At 70.2% G+C, this 16,239-nt stretch carries 13 protein-coding genes; 7 read left to right on the forward strand and 6 right to left on the reverse strand.

From position 1 onward, the window contains the following. The first annotated feature begins 316 nt into the window (after positions 1-316). The 5 genes from HNP48_RS22170 (at position 317) to HNP48_RS22190 (ending at position 6,914) form a co-directional block, all read left to right on the forward strand. Positions 317-1,984 carry a wax ester/triacylglycerol synthase family O-acyltransferase gene (locus tag HNP48_RS22170; protein WP_184861123.1) on the forward strand — a complete coding sequence of 556 codons (1,668 nt, stop codon included), beginning with the start codon at positions 317-319 and terminating at the stop codon, positions 1,982-1,984. Then, entirely contained in the window at positions 1,981-2,724 is a 744-nt protein-coding gene (locus tag HNP48_RS22175; RefSeq protein ID WP_184861125.1) for a triacylglycerol lipase, read from the forward strand. Before HNP48_RS22170 ends, HNP48_RS22175 begins: the two co-directional genes overlap by 4 nt. A 108-nt stretch (positions 2,725-2,832) precedes the next feature. Then, positions 2,833-3,309, forward strand: a complete 477-nt coding sequence (locus tag HNP48_RS22180) for a sigma-70 family RNA polymerase sigma factor (RefSeq protein ID WP_184861254.1) — start codon at positions 2,833-2,835, stop codon at positions 3,307-3,309. Further along, on the forward strand, positions 3,306-4,301 hold the full coding sequence (locus HNP48_RS22185; RefSeq protein ID WP_184861127.1) for a FecR domain-containing protein: 996 nt from the start codon (positions 3,306-3,308) through the stop codon (positions 4,299-4,301). The genes HNP48_RS22180 and HNP48_RS22185 overlap by 4 nt, the downstream gene beginning before the upstream one ends. A gap of 108 nt (positions 4,302-4,409) precedes the next feature. Continuing rightward, on the forward strand, positions 4,410-6,914 hold the full coding sequence (locus tag HNP48_RS22190) for a TonB-dependent receptor (protein WP_184861129.1): 2,505 nt from the start codon (positions 4,410-4,412) through the stop codon (positions 6,912-6,914). Positions 6,915-6,980: 66 nt separating this feature from the next. Here the strand turns inward: HNP48_RS22190 and HNP48_RS22195 are convergent, their stop codons facing one another. Genes HNP48_RS22195 through HNP48_RS22205 form a run of 3 tightly spaced genes read right to left on the reverse strand, consistent with a single transcriptional unit; the run spans position 6,981 to position 10,265 of the window. Further along, a complete protein-coding gene (locus HNP48_RS22195) occupies positions 6,981-7,784 on the reverse strand; it encodes an aspartate/glutamate racemase family protein (protein WP_184861131.1) in 804 nt (267 codons plus the stop codon). Beyond that, positions 7,781-9,253, reverse strand: coding sequence for an amidohydrolase family protein (locus HNP48_RS22200; RefSeq protein ID WP_184861133.1), 1,473 nt, complete (start codon positions 9,251-9,253; stop codon positions 7,781-7,783). The genes HNP48_RS22195 and HNP48_RS22200 overlap by 4 nt, the downstream gene beginning before the upstream one ends. Before the next feature lie 4 nt (positions 9,254-9,257). Further along, positions 9,258-10,265 carry a tripartite tricarboxylate transporter substrate binding protein gene (locus HNP48_RS22205; protein ID WP_184861135.1) on the reverse strand — a complete coding sequence of 336 codons (1,008 nt, stop codon included), beginning with the start codon at positions 10,263-10,265 and terminating at the stop codon, positions 9,258-9,260. A gap of 178 nt (positions 10,266-10,443) precedes the next feature. Between HNP48_RS22205 and HNP48_RS22210 the strand changes: the two genes are divergently transcribed. Further along, positions 10,444-11,361 carry a LysR substrate-binding domain-containing protein gene (locus HNP48_RS22210; protein WP_260420330.1) on the forward strand — a complete coding sequence of 306 codons (918 nt, stop codon included), beginning with the start codon at positions 10,444-10,446 and terminating at the stop codon, positions 11,359-11,361. 23 nt (positions 11,362-11,384) lie between these two features. Here the strand turns inward: HNP48_RS22210 and HNP48_RS22215 are convergent, their stop codons facing one another. Further along, on the reverse strand, positions 11,385-12,329 hold the full coding sequence (locus HNP48_RS22215) for a LysR family transcriptional regulator (RefSeq protein WP_184861137.1): 945 nt from the start codon (positions 12,327-12,329) through the stop codon (positions 11,385-11,387). Between the two features lie 269 nt (positions 12,330-12,598). Here HNP48_RS22215 and HNP48_RS22220 point away from each other — a divergent pair, with 269 nt between their 5' ends. Next, on the forward strand, positions 12,599-13,684 hold the full coding sequence (locus tag HNP48_RS22220; RefSeq protein WP_184861139.1) for an asparaginase: 1,086 nt from the start codon (positions 12,599-12,601) through the stop codon (positions 13,682-13,684). 31 nt (positions 13,685-13,715) lie between these two features. On the opposite strand, the gene HNP48_RS22225 is transcribed toward HNP48_RS22220, so the two are convergent. Together HNP48_RS22225 and lplT are read right to left on the reverse strand one after the other, a co-directional pair. After that, complete coding sequence (locus tag HNP48_RS22225) at positions 13,716-14,774, reverse strand: glycosyltransferase family 1 protein (RefSeq protein WP_184861141.1); 1,059 nt, start codon at positions 14,772-14,774, stop codon at positions 13,716-13,718. Between the two features lie 22 nt (positions 14,775-14,796). Beyond that, the gene (gene lplT, locus HNP48_RS22230) at positions 14,797-16,065 is read right to left on the reverse strand and encodes a lysophospholipid transporter LplT (RefSeq protein WP_184861143.1); all 1,269 of its coding nucleotides are present in this window, start codon (positions 16,063-16,065) and stop codon (positions 14,797-14,799) included. Between the last annotated feature and the right edge of the window lie 174 nt (positions 16,066-16,239).

Here is a 16,239-nt window from a genome sequence, read left to right on the forward strand (position 1 = left end):
GGGTAACCCCCAGGGGCTGCAGCGCCAGAGTGTCCTGCAGCGCACAGTCTGCGCCGGCGCGGCGGCCTATGCTGGAACAGCCGACTTCGGCGCATGGAAGAAGACATCCCCGCATGCACCTGATTGCCGCCGAGCCAGCCTCTACAGATCTTCCACGCCCAAGCCAGCCGCCGTATCTTGCCACGGGCACGCCGCAACGGCATCAGCGCTTGTCTCGATCCCGCCCGCCCCGGTTGTGCGCAACACTGGGCCACCGCACGCCCGGCGGCGGTGGCCTGCGCCGCGGCATAAAGCACTTTCACCACAAGGAGACCGCATGAACCACCTGAGCGGAATGGACGCCTCGTTCCTGCACCTGGAAACGCCCGAGATGCCCATGCACGTGGGCAGCCTCATGGTGCTGGACCTGCCCGAGGGCTATGTCGGCGACTTCTACGAAAACGTGAAGACCCATGTGGGCAAGCGCCTGCACCTGGCCAAGGTGTTCCAGCGCAAGCTGGCGCTCATGCCCTTCGAGCTGGCCAACCCGGTGTGGGTGGACGATGAAGACCTGGACATCGATCACCACATCCGCCACCTGATCGTGCCGCGCCCGGGCACGCGCGAGCAGCTCGAACGCCTGGTGAGCCGGCTGCATTCGCCGCTGCTCGACCGCAGCCGCCCGCTGTGGGAGATGGTGGTCATCGAGGGGCTGGCCACGGGCCAGGTGGCCGTCTACACCAAGGTGCACCATGCCGCCATCGACGGCCAGGCCGGGGTGGCTCTGGCCGCCGCGCTGCTGGACCTGAGCGCCGAGCCGCGCGTGGTCAAGCCGCCGCGCCCGCGCCGCCAGCTCAACCGCTACCAGTTGGGCGTGGCCGAGCTGGCCACGGCCGCCCTGGGCAATACGGTGCGCCAGTACGTGAAGCTGGTGCAAACCCTGCCCACCACGCTGCGCGCCGCGCGCAGCGTGCTGCTGCCGGTGGACGAAGCCACGGGCAAGCGCCGCCTGGCCCTGCCCAAGGGCTGGAAGCTGGCGCCCCGCACGCCCATCAACGTGGCCATCACCAACCAGCGCTCGTTCGCCACGCGCGCGCTGCCGCTGGCCACGCTGAAGCAGTTGGCCAAGGCCAGCAACACCAGCCTGAACGACGTGGTCATGGCCATCTGCGCCGGCGCCCTGCGGCGCTACCTGGCCGAATACGACTGCAAGCCCGACAAGCCCCTGGTGGCCGGCGTGCCGGTGTCGCTGCGCGAGCAGGGCAACCAGGACATGACCAACCAGGTCTCGTTCATCATGGTGAGCCTGGCCACGCACATCAAGGACCCGCTGGAACGGCTGCGCGCCATCCACGCCTCGGCCAACACGGGCAAGCGGGTCACGGGCCAGGTGAAGGGGGCGATACCGATGGACTTCCCCTCTTTCGGTGCGCCCTGGCTCATGAGCGGGCTGGCCTCGCTGTATGGCCGCTCGCGCCTGGCCGACAAGATTCCGCCGGTGGCCAATGTCGTCATCTCCAACGTGCCGGGGCCGCAGGCACCGCTGTACCTGGCGGGAGCGAAGATCGCCACCTACTCGCCCGTATCGATACCGGCCCACGGCATGGCGCTCAACATCACGGTGCAAAGCTACAACGGCACCATCGAGATCGGCCTGACCGCCTGCCGGCGCGCCATGCCCGATGTGGGCGACCTGGGCGACTACATGATCGACGCCGCGCACGAACTGGCCAAGAGCATTGCCGCTGCGGCGGCCACTGCGGAAGCGCCCCCAGCCGCCGCCCCGCCAGCGCCAAAGGAGGCGCCGGCAAAAACCGCCAAGGCAGCCAGCAAGCCCGCTGCCGCCAAGAAAGCGCCCGCTGCCCCGGCCAAAACCCGCCGCACCACGCCCGTCCGGGCGCAGCGCGCACGGCCGGCCACACCCAAAACGCCCACCGCATCGCCAGCGCTTGCCGCAACCACCAAGAAACCCGCACGCCGCCGCACTGCGGCCACCGGCGCATGAAGGCGCCGCGGCCACCCTCGCCCCCCGGGGCGCTGCGCCTGGCACTGGAATGGCGCGCCCCCATGGAGGCCGCGGCATCGCTGGCCCTGTGGCCCTGGCTGCGCAACGCGGCGCGCGGCGACGGCCACAGCGTGCTGGTACTGCCGGGCCTGGCGGCCAGCGATGTCTCCACCCACCTGCTGCGCAGCTTTCTGCGCGCGCAGGGCTGGGAGCCCCATGCCTGGCGCCAGGGGCGCAACCTGGGGCCCCGCCCCGGCGTGCTGGAGGCCTGCCTGGACCGCGTGGAGCAGCTGCACGCCACATCGGGCCGCCGCGTCAGCCTGGTGGGCTGGAGCCTGGGCGGTGTCTACGCCCGCGAACTGGCCAAGCGGCTGCCCGGTGCGGTGCGCCAGGTGGTCACCCTGGGCAGCCCGGTCAGGCACCACGCCAATGCCTCCAACGCCCGGCGCCTGTATGAGTTCGTGAGCGGCCCGCGCGCCTATGACCCGGAGCTGATGGCCCGCCTGGACGAGCCCGTTCCCGTGCCCTGCACCTCCATCTACAGCCGCAGCGATGGCATCGTGGACTGGCGCGCCAGCCTGCAGCCCGAGGGCCCCGCAACCCAGAACATCCGCGTGCCCGCCAGCCACGTGGGCATGGGCATGAACCCCGTGGTGCTGCGCCTGCTGGCCGAGCGCCTGTCGCAGCCCGAAGAGGGTTGGCAGCCACGGCAGGGGTCGTGCGTCTGCAAGAGAGGCTGAGCACCTGCCAACGCCCGCCGCTGTAAAATGAGAACCATTCTCAGATGAGATGGCAATCCATACGGCACAGGGGGCGGGACTATCGTGGCAGGCGAAACTACGGTCGACATGCATGCGCTGTACAGCGACCACCACGGCTGGCTGCAGGGCTGGCTGCAGCGCAAGCTGGGCAATGCGTTTGACGCGGCCGACCTGGCGCACGACACCTTCGTGCGCATCATGGCCGGCCGGCGTGCGCAGCAGCCTTTGGGTGATGAGCCCCGCGCCCTGCTCACCCATATCGCCAAGGGCCTGGTGGTGGACCACTGGCGGCGCCAGGATGTGGAGCGCGCCTACCTGCAGGCCATTGCCCACCTGCCCGAGCCCGAGGCGCCCTCGCCCGAGGCACGGCTGCTCATCATCGAAGCGCTGCTGCGCATCGACGCCATGCTGGGCAGCCTGCCCGCGCGCACACGCGAGGTGTTTTTACTGGCCCAGCTCGACGGGCTGACCCTGCAGGAGATCGCCAGCGCCACGGGCATGCCCGTGATCACCGTGCGCCGCCACATCCACCGCGCTCTGGTGGCCTGCATGGCGGTGGCATGAGCGCCATACCCCCAACCACCACCACCCCGGACACCGCCCTGCTCAAGGAGGCGGCCGACTGGGTCATGGCCCTGCGCTACGGCGGCGCGGCCGAGCGCGATGCCGAGGCCTTCGAGCGCTGGCGCCAACAGAGCCCCGCGCACGGTGAGGCCTGGGCCCGGGCCGAGGCGGTGATGGGCAGCTTTGCCCAGTTGCCCGCCGGCATCGGCAAGAACGCGCTGGGCAGCCTGCAGCAGCAGCAACAACAACGCGCCGGGCGCCGCCGCAGCCTGCAGTTGCTGGGCGCCCTGCTGGTGGCGGCCCCTGCCGGCTGGCTGGCCTGGCGCCAGGTGCCCTGGCAGGAATGGTCGGCCGACATAGCCACCGCCACGGGCGAGCGCCGCACCCTGCAGCTGGCCGATGGCACGCAGCTGGTGCTGAACACCGCCACGGCCGTGGACATTGCCTTCACTGCCACGGAGCGCCGCGTGCACCTGCGCGCGGGCGAGATTTTGGTGACCACCGGGCACGCCGACCCATCGCCCACCCACCGCCCCTTCACCGTGCAGACCGCGCAGGGCAGCGTGCAGGCCCTGGGCACGCGTTTCAGCGTGCGCCAGCTCGATGGAGCGCAAGGCGCGAGCCGCGTGGCCGTGTTCGAGCACGCGGTGCAGGTGCATGCCGACAGCGGCGCCACCCGCACCCTGCGCGCGGGCGAACAGGCCGACTTCACGGCCACCGCCGTGCAGCCCTCAGTGCCGGTGGACGCCAGCGCCACGCTGTGGGAGCAAGGCATGCTGCTGGCCCGCGGCATGCGCCTGGCCGACGTGCTGGCCGAAATGGCGCGCCACCGCAGCGGCGTGCTGCGCTGCCACCCGGCCGTGGCCGACCTGCAGGTATCGGGCGCCATTGCACTGGGCGATACCGACATGGCGCTGGCGCTGCTGGAACGCTCGCTGCCCGTGCGGGTGGAGCGCCTGACGAAATACTGGGTGACGGTGGGGCCGCAGTAGCAGAAAAAAATCTGCGCCAGGGTGATCACTTTTTGCGCCTCGTCCGGTGTAGTGGGCAGAAGGATGCCAACCAGGCAGCCTGCCCACCCATTCGAGATCCCGTACACCATGACCGCATCCCCTTCGCGCCCGTTGCGCGCACCAGCACCGTTCGCCATGGCCCTGAGCACGGCCGCCATCCGCGCCGCGCTGGCCGGCATGGCCCTCTCCACCCTGGCGGCTGCGCCCGCGCGGGCGGCAGACCCGGCACCCGCCGCGGCAACGCCCCGTACCTACGCCATTGCCGCGGGCCCGCTGTCCGACGTGCTGGCCCAGTTCGCGGCCACGGCCGGGGTGCAACTGGTGTTCGACCCTGCGGCCTTGGCGGGGCTGCGCAGCCCGGGCCTGCAGGGCAGCCATGGCACGCAGCAGGGCTTTGACCTGCTGCTGCGCGGCAGCGGCTTTGTCGCGGTGCCGCAAGGCAGCAGCGCGTTTGCCCTGCGCAAGGCATCGGTAGCCCCAGCACCCATCGCCCCCGGCGCAGCAGCGGAGCTCGCCCCCGTGACGGTGACCGCCCAGGCCGAGGCCGGCAGCACTACCGAGGGCACGGGCTCGTACACCACGCGCGCCACCGGCGCGGGCACGCGCATGGAGCTGTCGCTGCGCGAAACCCCGCAGTCCGTGAGCGTGGTGGGCCGCCAGCAGATGGAGGACCAGAACCTCACCACCATGGAGGCCGCGCTGCGCCAGGCGCCCGGCATCATCGTCAACCGGCGCGACGAGCGCGTGGACTTCTACGCGCGCGGCTTTGCACTGAGCCAGATGGTGGACGGCGTGCCCACCCTGGCCTACAGCAACGTGGCGGCCGAGGCCAGCATGTCCAGCACCGCCATCTACGACCGCGTGGAAGTGGTGCGCGGCGCGGCCGGCCTGCTCAACGGCGTGGGCGCGCCGGGCGGCTCGGTCAACATGGTGCGCAAGCGCCCCACCACCGAGTTCACGGGCAGCGTGTCGGCCGGCGTGGGCAGCTGGAACCGCTACGCGGCCGAGGCCGACATCGGCGGCAAGCTCAACGCATCGGGCAGCCTGCGCGGGCGCGTGGTGGCGTCGCACCTGAACGGCGACACCTTCACCCAGAACAAGAGCCGCCGCGAAGACGTGCTCTACGCCATTGCCGAGGCCGACCTCGCCCCCGGCACCGTGCTGGCCGCCGGCCTGGAGTACCAGGACACGTCCATCGCTGGCGCCAACTTCGGCGCCATACCGCTGTTCTACAACAACCGCACACCCATCAGCGTGCCGCGCTCGTTCAACTCCAGCACCTCGTGGAGCACCTGGAACATGCTGACCCAGCGTGTTTTCGTGAACCTGGACCACCGCATGGCCAACGGCTGGCACCTCAAGGCCGAGGCCAACCACCTCAAGAACGAGCGCGAGCGCTACAGCGGCGACATCTGGACCAGCCCGGCCAACATCAACGCCAGCACGCAGATCGGCACCATGCAGCTGGGCGACAACCCGGCGGACGGCACCAACAAGTCGCTCGACTTCCACGCCACCGGGCCGTATGAGCTGTTCGGCCGCACGCACCAGGCCGTGCTGGGCTTCAACATCAACCGCTATGCCTACGCCATTGAGACCAATCGCGCCGTGGCCACCGGCACCATGATCGACCAGCGCCCGGTGAACATCTTCAACGTGGACGCCATCGCCAAGCCCGACTTCAAGTACCCGCGCTACTACTACGGCGCCAAGACCGAGGAGAAGGCCGTCTACGCCTCCACGCGCCTCAAGCCCACCGACGCCCTGTCGGTGCTGCTGGGCGGGCGCCTCACCTGGTACGACAACGCGCCCTGGACGCGCATCTGGTTCAGCGGCGGCACGGGCCGCCCGGTGAACGGCCTGCGCACGGTGGAGGACGCGGTGTTCACCCCGTATGCCGGCGTGGTGTTTGACGTCAGCCGTGATTTCTCGGTCTACGCCAGCTACACCGACATCTTCCAGCCCAACACCGTCAACGACAGCAGCGGCCAGGTGTTGGACCCGCAGCGCGGCACCAACCTGGAGCTGGGCATCAAGGGCGAGCACTTCGGCGGCAAGCTCAACACCAGCTTCGCGCTGTTCGAGACCGAGCAGGACAACGTGCCCGTGGCCAGCGGCACGCAGCCCGACGGCTCGGCCGCCTACCGCCCCGCCAAGGGCACCAAGAGCCGCGGCTACGAGTTCACGGCCGCAGGCGAAGTGCTGCCCGGCTGGCAGCTGATGGGCGGCTACAGCTACGTCACCCCGCGCAAGAACGACGGCAGCCTGCTCTCGCCCCACCTGCCCGCACGCACCCTGCGCGTGGCCACCACCTACCGCCTGCCCGGCGACTGGAACCGCCTGACCCTGGGCGCCAACCTGAGCTGGCAAAGCGCCATCTGGATGAACGAGTTCTACGGCCAGGGCACCGTGGCGCAGGGCGGCGTGACCGTGCTGGGGCTGATGGCGCGGTATGACGTGAACAAACAGCTGAGCGTGTCGCTCAACGTGGAGAACGCCACGGACAAGCAGTACGTCAACCTGAGCGGGTTTTCCACCTACGTGTACGGCAACCCGCGCAATGCGTGGCTGAAGGCGAGCTACCGGTTCTGAGCCAGGGGCGGCGGCCCCAGCCGGTTCACGCCCGGCACAGTGGGATGCATGACAATTTCCAAATTGTCATGCATCACGGCGGGGCGAGGATGCCGTCTCGCGCAGACGGCCCGGTGCGCCTGCGGACAGCTGCTGCTGCCCGTGGCCCCGATAAGCCCGCTGCGCCAGCACACCGGCAAGCACCTGCGCCGGATTCACCAGCCGCACCGCGGGATGCCCCGCCAACGCCTGCAAGGCCAGCGGAATCTCCGTGCAGGCCATCACCACCGCCTGGCAGCGGTGGCGCTCCACCATGCGGGCGGCCACCTCCGTGAACAGCGCGGTCGCGAGTGCCAGATCGCCGGCCTTCACACCCTCGCTGATGCCGCGCATCACCGCAGCCTGCTCGTCAGGCCGTGGCAGGTGGCAGTCGATGCCCGCCTGCTGGAGCGCCCCCTCGTACAAGCCCAGCCGGTAGGTGCCCAGCGTGGCCAGCAGGGCGATGGAAGTGATGCCCTCGCGCACCAACTGGGCCGTGGTCTCCTGCACGATGTGCAGCAGTTCGATGCCCGGGCATTCGCGCTGCATGTCCGCGTGCCAGGCGTGCGCCGTGTTGCAGGCGATGGCAACCGTGGCCACGCCCTCGTGCTGCAAGCCCTGGAGCGCCCTGGCCATGCTGGGAAACGGTGAGAGCCCGCCCTCCAGCAAGGCGGCCGTGCGGTCCGGCGCGGGCACCTGCACCATCCAGTGCTCGGGGTAGGCCTGGTCGCGGATGGCCTGGCCGCGCGCGTGCAGATGGGCCTCGCAGGCCGCCAGGAACAGCCGCACGAAATCCACGCCGGCCGCCGGCCCCATGCCGCCGAGGATGCCAACCTTGCGTACGGCGCTCATGCGGCCTGCTCCTGCGACGCGGACGCCGATTGCAGGCCCACCCGCCTGCGCAGCACCTGGCCCGCATGGGCATGCACCGTGCGGCCGTTCTCGCATGCCAGTTGGCCGTTGACGAAGACAGCATCGATGCCCGCGCTCGGCGTGGTGGGGTGCTCGAAGCTGGCGCGGTCGGCCACGTGGTCTGCGTCGAAGACCACGATGTCGGCGGCGCACCCGGGCGCGATGCGCCCCCGGTCCTGCAGGCCGAAGCGGCGCGCGCTCAGCCCGCTCATCTTGTGGATGGCCGTCTCCAGCGAGAACAGGCGCTGCTCGCGCGCATAGTGCCCCAGCACGCGCGGAAACGTGCCCCACAGGCGCGGGTGGGGCACGGCATCGTGGGCCAGGCCGTCAGATCCCACCATGGTCAGCGGATGGGCCAGGATGCGGCGCACATCGTCCTCGTGCATCGCGAAATAGACCGCCCCTGCGGGCGCGATCTGCTCCACCAAGGCCTCGGGCGTGCAACCGCGTTCGCGCGCCAGTGCCAACAGCGAGCGACCAGCGGCACTGGGATCGCCGCGCGACCAGGTGACCAGCACCTCGCTGGACTGGCCCACGCGCGCGGCCAGCAGCATGGTGGACGAGGCGTTGTACGGGTAGCAGTCCATGCACACCGGCTGGTGCGCGGCGGCCGCATCCACGGCCGCCAGGGTGTGCACCGAGCGGCCATGGTTGCGCTGGCCGATGAGCTTGTGGTGCGACAGCACGGCCTCCACGCCCAGGGCGTTGCCGATGTGCAGCGCCTCGCGCAGGGCATCGTCGATCCCGTCGGCCTCATCGCGCAGGTGCATGGTGAGGATGCCACGGGCCGCCGTGAGCGGCCCGCCCACGGCAATCACCTCCTGCGCCGTGGCAGCGCGGGCGGGTGGGTAGTACAGGCCAGTGGACAGCCCGCCCGCGCCGGCCTGCAGGGCATCGGCCAGGTCGGTGGCCATGCGCGCGGCCTCATGCGCGGTGGCCGGCCGCTCCAGATCGGCCACATGGCGCACGCGCAGGGTGGAATGGCCCACCAGGCACAGCGCGTTGAGGGCCGGGCGCGCGGCCTGCAGCGCTTCCAGGTAGTCGCCAAAGCGCTCGTAGCGCCAGTCGTCGGTGCCCAGCAGGTCCAGCGGCGCGGGGGGCGTGGTGGCGCTGACCAGCGGCGCCAGGCTGATGCCGCAGTTGCCGGTGACCACCGTGGTCACGCCCTGCGTGAGCTTGGGGTGCGGGCCGTGCGGCGTGGCCAGCAGCAGCCGGTCGTCGTGCGTGTGCACGTCGATGAAGCCGGGGCAGACGATGCGGTCACTGGCGTCATGGCGCGCCAGGGCGGGCTGGCCGCGCAGGTCGCCCAGCGCCGTGATGCGGCCCCGGGCCACGCCCACGTCGGCCCGAAAGCGCGCCGCGCCGCTGCCGTCGACGACCGTGCCGCCGGAGATGATCAGGTCCAGCATGCGCTCAGCCCACCTGCGCGCCGGAGCGCTTGACCATCTCGGCCCACATGGGTGATTCCTTCTTTGCGCGCTCCATCAGGCGCTCGGCGGGGCCGGGGGTCACCTCAAAGCCAATGGCGGCGTACTTCTCCTGCACGGCGGGCAGGCGCAGCAGTTCATTGATGGCCTTGTTGAGCTGCGCTACCAGGGGCTTGGGCGTGCCCGGCGGCGCGACGATGCCACCCCAGGCCACGGTCTCGTAGCCCGGCACACCGGACTCGGCCACCGTGGGCGCCTGCGGCAGCAGCGGGCTGCGCGTGCTGCCGCTCACGGCCAGCACCCGCACACGGCCCGACTGGATGTGCGGGGTGATGGAGCTCAGGTTGTCGAACATCACGTCGATCACGCCGCCCATCAGGTCCTGGATGGCCTGCGGGCTGCCGCGGTACGGAATGTGCGTCATCGAGACACCGGCCATGGACTTGAACAGCTCACCGCTCAGGTGACCGGTGGTGCCGCTGCCGGCGGAAGCCATGCTCAGCGCGCCGGGCTTCACGCGGGCCAGGGCGATCAGTTCCTTCACACTGTTGGCGGGCAGGTCCTTGCGCACCACCAGGGCGTTCTGCACAAAGCCCAGCAGGGCCACGGGCACCAGGGCATCGGGGTCGTAGGGCAGTTTGGCGTACAGCGCGCGGTTGATGGCCAGCGTGCCCACGTTGCCATAGCCCAGGGTGTAGCCGTCGGGCGCTGCACGGAACACATCCGTCATGCCGATGCCGCCGCTGGCGCCGGGCTTGTTGTCCACCACGAGGGGCTGGCCGAGGGAACGGGCCAGCTCGTTGGTGAGGATGCGCACGATGGCATCGGGGGAGCCGCCGGCAGCCGAGGGCAGCACCAGGCGGATGGGGCGATCGGGGTAGCCGGAGGCCCGTGCCCAGCCGGGCAGCAGCGCCGCACCGGCACCGGCGGTGGCGGCCTGCAGCCAGATGCGGCGGGTGGTGATGGCCTGGGAGGGAGAAGCGGCGGATGTCATGGTGCATTCCTTTCGTGGAGAGCGGCGTGTCATGGGGGAATGCTAGAAACCGCCCGCCCTTTTCACAAACCATGATTTCTGCGGGTACCATGCAAAAAGCTCATGCATCTTGATGGTGCCCGGCTATCTCTGCAAGGCCTTCTTGCACCGATCATGTGCATACCTCATGGAGCAAAGCATGTACCGCGCCCCGTCCACCATGTCGCTGCTGTGCCTGGAAGCCAGTGCGCGGCTGGGCTCGTTCACCGCCGCCGCACAGGAGCTGCACCTCACCCAGGGCGCCGTGAGCCGGCAGGTGCAGGCGCTGGAAGGCCGGCTCGACGTGCGGCTGTTCACCCGCCGGCGCGATGCGCTGGTGCCCACCGATGCGGGCCGCTACTACCTGGACGAGATCACCCCGCTGCTGCAGCGCCTGGAACGCGCCACGGTGAACGTGACGGCCTTCAAGGGCCGCGGCGGCGGGCTGGCCCTGTCGGTGGGCGCATCCCTGGGCGCGTACTGGCTCATCCCCCACCTGCCGGCCTTCACCCGGGCCCACGGCGAGATCACGCTGAACCTGAGCACCCGCGTGGGGCCCGCAGACTTCAAGAGCGGCGCCATCGACGCCTCGCTGGAGTTCGGCGACGGCCAGCGCCCGGGCCTGCGCAGCGACTTCGTGGCCGCGCTCCATCTCTCGCCCTACGCCGCGCCCGCATGGGTGAAGCGCCATGGCGCACGGGTGGACGCCTCCACGCCACGCACGGCCCTGCTCAACCACCACACCCTGCCCGATGCCTGGGAGCAATGGTTCAGCTTCGAGCAGATCGACGCCAGCCCCGGCCGCGACGGCCCGCGCTTCGAGATCATGGCCATGGCGCTCAACGCCGCCGTGGCGGGCCTGGGCGTGGTGCTGCTGCCCGACTACATGGCGCAGGACATGGTGCAGGCCGGCCGCCTGCAGCGCCTGTCACCACGCACGTGGCGCTACGCCCGGGGCTACTACCTTGTCTACCCCGAAGAGTCGCAGCGCCTGCCCGCCCTGCAGACCTTTCGCACTTGGCTGCTCGGCCTGTCGCAGGCCGAAGGCGCGCAGACGGATCCAACGGCCACTCCATAGCCCAGGCTGCCTGGCCATCGCCGTCAGGCAGCGCGCTCCAGACGCTGGATGACGGCATACAGGGCATCCACGAAATTCTGCGCCAGCGCCGAACCCGATAGGCGCGCCGAGGTGATGGCCCAGATGTCCGAGTCGGCAACCACCGCCAGGGGGCGGGTGACGCAGTCGCCGGGCGGCACCAGCGACAGGCAGGAAGCGCTCACGATGGCCGCGCCCAGACCCATCTGCACGCAGCTCAGCGCAATCACCGGTGACCGCACCTGGATGCTGGCGCAGGCGATGTCCATGCCCAGCAGCCGCTCACAGGTGCGCCCCAGGGGCGTGTCGGGCGGGTAGCCAATCCACGCGCTGCGGCAAAGCTGCTGCGGGTCGATGCAGGGCTCGCCCGCCAGGGGGTGGTCCGCAGGCAGTACGCACAACAGGGGCTGACGCCCCAGAAGCCGGGACTTGAGGCCCGGGTGGTCGGACTGCACCAGCGAGACACCGACCTCGGCCTGGCCCGAGAGCAGGTGCTCGGGCAGCTCGTCATAGGTGGCCGTGCGAAAGTCGATGCGCGCACCGGGGCTGTGGCGCATCAGCTGCCGCAGGGCTTGCGGGATCAGGGTGGTGGCAAAGGTGGCGCTGGCGGCGATGTGCAGAGTGTCCACGCCCGCGGTCCCCATGCGCTGCGCCAGGGTGTTGAGGCGGTCCAGGCCGCGGTACACGTCGCGCGCCTCTTCGTGCAGGCGCAGGGCTTCGGGCGTGGGCTGCAGCCTGCGGCCCACGCGCTCGAATAAGGGATAGCCCAGCCGCACTTCGCAGTGCGACAGGGTGCGGCTCAAGGCTGGCTGCGACACATGCAGCGCCAGGGCAGCGCCGCTCAAGCTGCCCGTGGTCATGATGGCGTGGAACACCTCCAGCTGCCGCATGTTCAGGCCACGGGGCGCGTTGGCCGCCTCTGCGCCGGGGTCGGGGGAATGGTCAGACATGCTGGTGGAAACCCTTGGCGTAGATAACTTCGTGTGCGAATGCAGCCATGTTTTTCTATTTGGGCGCGGCAAAGCGCGGCGATACGCTGCCAGCCATGTTCCGCCCCACAAAGGATTGATGCCATGCGCCGCCGCCCACCTGCCCTGCCCGCCCGAGCTCCGCCATGGTAGTGGAACCAGGGCATGCCCGGGCCGCAGCGCCAGGGCCGCCCCCGCCTGCCCGCCACACCCGCCCGTCCATTTTTTGATCCCCCGGAGAGACCTTGACCATGCCACTCGAAAAACTCGCCGCCACCGTGCTGTGCGCTGCCACCCTCACCATCGGCGCTGCCCCGGCCTGGGCGCAACAACCGGCGCCCAAGGCCAACGTGGCCATCCTGGCCACCGGCGGCACCATTGCCAGCCGAGGCGCCAACAGCCTGGCGCTGACCGACTACGGGCAGAGCGTCGGCCTCCAGCCCGTGGCCATCCAGGCCCTGGTGACCGCCGTGCCCGAGATCCAGAAATTCGCCAACATCACGGGCGAGCAGCTCTTCAACGTCGGCAGCTCCAAGCTCAGCATCGACAACTGGCTGGCCCTGGCCAAGCGCACCAACGCCCTGCTGGCAACCAAGGAGGTGGACGGCGTGGTCATCACGCATGGAACCGACACCCTGGAGGAAACCGCCTACTTCCTGAACCTGGTGGTCAAGACCCACAAGCCCGTGGTGCTGGTCGGCTCCATGCGCCCCAGCACCGGCATGAGCGCAGACGGCCCGCTGAACCTGGTCAATGCCGTCGCGCTGGCAGCCAGCCCCGCGGCCAGGGGCCGGGGCGTGATGGTGAGCATGAACGACGTGATCAGCAGCGCCTTCGGCGTGATGAAGACCAACACCACCAATGCCGCCACCTTCAAGAGCCCGGACGGCGGCGAACTCGGCTACATGCAGAACTCGGAGCCGTTCTTCATCGCCAGCCCCGCCAAGAGGCACACGCTCGACAGCGAGTTCGACATCGGCCCGCTGCAAAGCCTGCCGCGCGTGGACATCAACTACACCACGCTGGGGTCGGACGGCGTGCTCATCGACGCGGCGGTGGCCGCCGGCGCCCGCGGCATCGTCAACGCGGGAACAGGGCACGCGAACATGCCGCATGCCACCATGGCCAGCCTGGTCACGGCCCAGCAAAAAGGCGTGGCCATCGTCACGGGCTCCCGCGTGATGACCGGCATCGTCACGCCCACCAGTGAATTCACCAAGGCCGGCTTTGCCAGCGCGATGATGCATTCACCCCAGAAAGCCCGCATCCTGCTGATGCTGGCCCTCACCAAGACCAACGACCCCAAGGAGATTCAGCGCATCTTCAACGAGTATTGAAGAAGGGCTGCAGCAAACCTCCCCCAGAGGTTCAGGCCGAGCCGCCAGGCACCTGCACCCCACCCACCACCGGCGGCACCAGCGCCTGGGCACGCCGCGGTGCCAGCGCCTGCTCGAACTGGCGTGTGGCGGCCTCCCAGTTGAACTGCTCGGCATGGCGGCGCACCGCGTCGCGCGGCTTGAGCATGGCCGCCAGGCAGGCGGCGCGCAGGTCGGTGTCGAGCACACCGCCGGGCGAGTCCTTGCCCACCACGTCGATGGGCCCGGGCACCGGGTAGGCCGCCACGGGTGTGCCGCAGGCCATGGACTCGGCCATCACCAGGCCGAAGGTGTCGGTGACGCTGGGGAACACCATCACATCGGCCGTGCGGTAGACGGAAGCCAGCGCCTGTCCGTCGAGCACGCCGATCCAGCGCACCTGGGGGAAGCGGGCCTTGAGCCGGGGCAGCTCGGGGCCCTCGCCCGCCACCCACTTCTCGCCGGGCAGGTCCAGCTCCAAAAACTTGTGCACCTGCTTTTCCACCGCGATGCGGCCCACGTACAGGAACAACGGCGCGCTGCCGCGCTCCATGCGCTCGCCCTCGGGCGAGAAGAGCGACAGGTTCACCCCGCGCGACCACAGCCGCGCACCGGTGAAGCCGCGCGCCTTCAGGTCGTCGACGATGGCCGGCGTGGGCGCCACCGTGGCGCGCGCGGCGTTGTGAAAGCGCCGCAGCAGCGCATAGCTCCAGCGTGTGGGCAGGCCGATGCGGGCGTGCACGTATTCGGGAAACCGGCTGTGGTACGCCGTGGTGAAGGGCCAGCCTTCGCGGATGGCGAAAGACCGCGCCAGCCAGCCCAGCGGCCCTTCGGTGGCGATGTGCAGGCAGTCGGGGTCGATGGCGCGGATGCGCCGGCCCACCTCGGCGCGCGTGGTCAGCGCCAGCGCGATCTCGGGGTAGGTGGGGCATGGCATGGAGCGAAAGCCCTGGGGCGAGAGGATCTCGACCTCGTGCCCCATGCGCTGCAGCTCGGCGCGCGTCATCTTGAGCGTGCGCACCACGCCATTGACCTGGGGCTCCCAGGCATCGCTCACGATCAGTATCTTCATCGGCGCCTCTCTTCCTTTTGCATCAAGGGTGGTGGGGGGATGTGGCTTGCGCGGCCTGCAGCGGCGCCTCACTGTCGGCCTGCTGCAGGGCCCGGTGCGAAACGTGCCAGCGCCAGCCGGCCAGCGCCGTGCAGCCCGCAACCAGCAGGCCCAGCGCGGCGATCAGCCCGCCCGTGGTCCCCCCCAGTGCCAGCAGCAGGGTGTAGGCGCCCAGCATGAGCAGCACGCTCAGGTTCTCATTGAAGTTCTGCACGGCGATGGATTCGCCCGGGCTCAACAGCACATGGCCGCGGTGCTGCAGCAGCGCATTCATGGGCACGACAAAGGCGCCCGAGGCAAAGCCCACGGCCGCCAGCAGCGGAATGGCCCAGGCGACTGACTCCACCAGCAGCATCAGCGGCACGGCCAGCCCGATCAGCACGCCCAGCGGCAGTACGCGCGGCGCCTGCGCCAGCGATACCCAGCGGCCCGCCAGGGCAGCACCGGCCGCAATGCCCACCGCCACCACAGCCTGCAGATAGGCCGCCTGGTCCAGCCCCAGCGCCAGCGACTGCTGCGCCCAGGCCAGCACAACGAACTGCAGCGTGGCGCCCGCGCCCCAGAACAGCGTGGTCACCCCCAGCGAGAGGCCGCCCGCCCGGTCGCGCCACAGCACGCCCTGCGCCAGGCCAAAGCGCGACAGCAGCGTGGGCAAGCGCCAGGCCGACGATGCACCCGCCGCCGGGCGCCGTGGAATGAAGCCGTTGAGCACACCGGCCGCCAGGTACACCGCCATGACGGCCAGCAGCGCGACCTGCAGGCCCCCGCCCTCCCCTTCTCCCCACAGCGCGGCAAAGCCATCGCTCACCAGCCAGCCCCCCAGCGCCGTGCCCAGGATGATGGCGCCCACGGTGCTCACCTCCAGCCAGCCATTGGCGCGCACCAGGGCCGCAGGCGGCACGCGCTCGGTGACCAGGCCGTACTTGGCGGGCGAATAGCAGGCCGCGCTCGGCCCCGCCAGGCAAAAGGCCGCCAGCGGGTGCAGGCCCAGCAGCATGGCCAGCGCGGCGCAGGCCTTGAGCAGGTTGGCGGCCAGCATCACCCGCTCCTTGGGCCAGCGGTCGGCCACCACGCCCACGCAGGGCGCCAGCACCACATAGGCCACGGTGAAGACCAGCTTGAGCAGCGGCGCCAGCCACGCCGCCTCGCCCCTCTGCATGAGGCAGGCAATGGCCACCACGAGCAGCGCGTTGTCGGCCAGCCCCGAGACGAACTGCGCGGCGACCAGCAGGCGCACACCACGAATGCTCATGGGGTGTCGCCTGCAGGGCTGCCACATGCGTTCATGGCGCGCCATTAGGCAGGGCGCATGTGTCTTTTGCGTGACGGTAGCCCTCTACCGCGCCCTGGACAAAAGAAAGGAGAAGCTGGTGCAGCCGATGCCAGGGCCAACAGCGTCTCTGCGGTCTCCCTCGGGCACGGCGCG

Source organism: Acidovorax soli (genome assembly GCF_014207955.1).
Lineage (GTDB): Bacteria > Pseudomonadota > Gammaproteobacteria > Burkholderiales > Burkholderiaceae_C > Acidovorax > Acidovorax soli_A.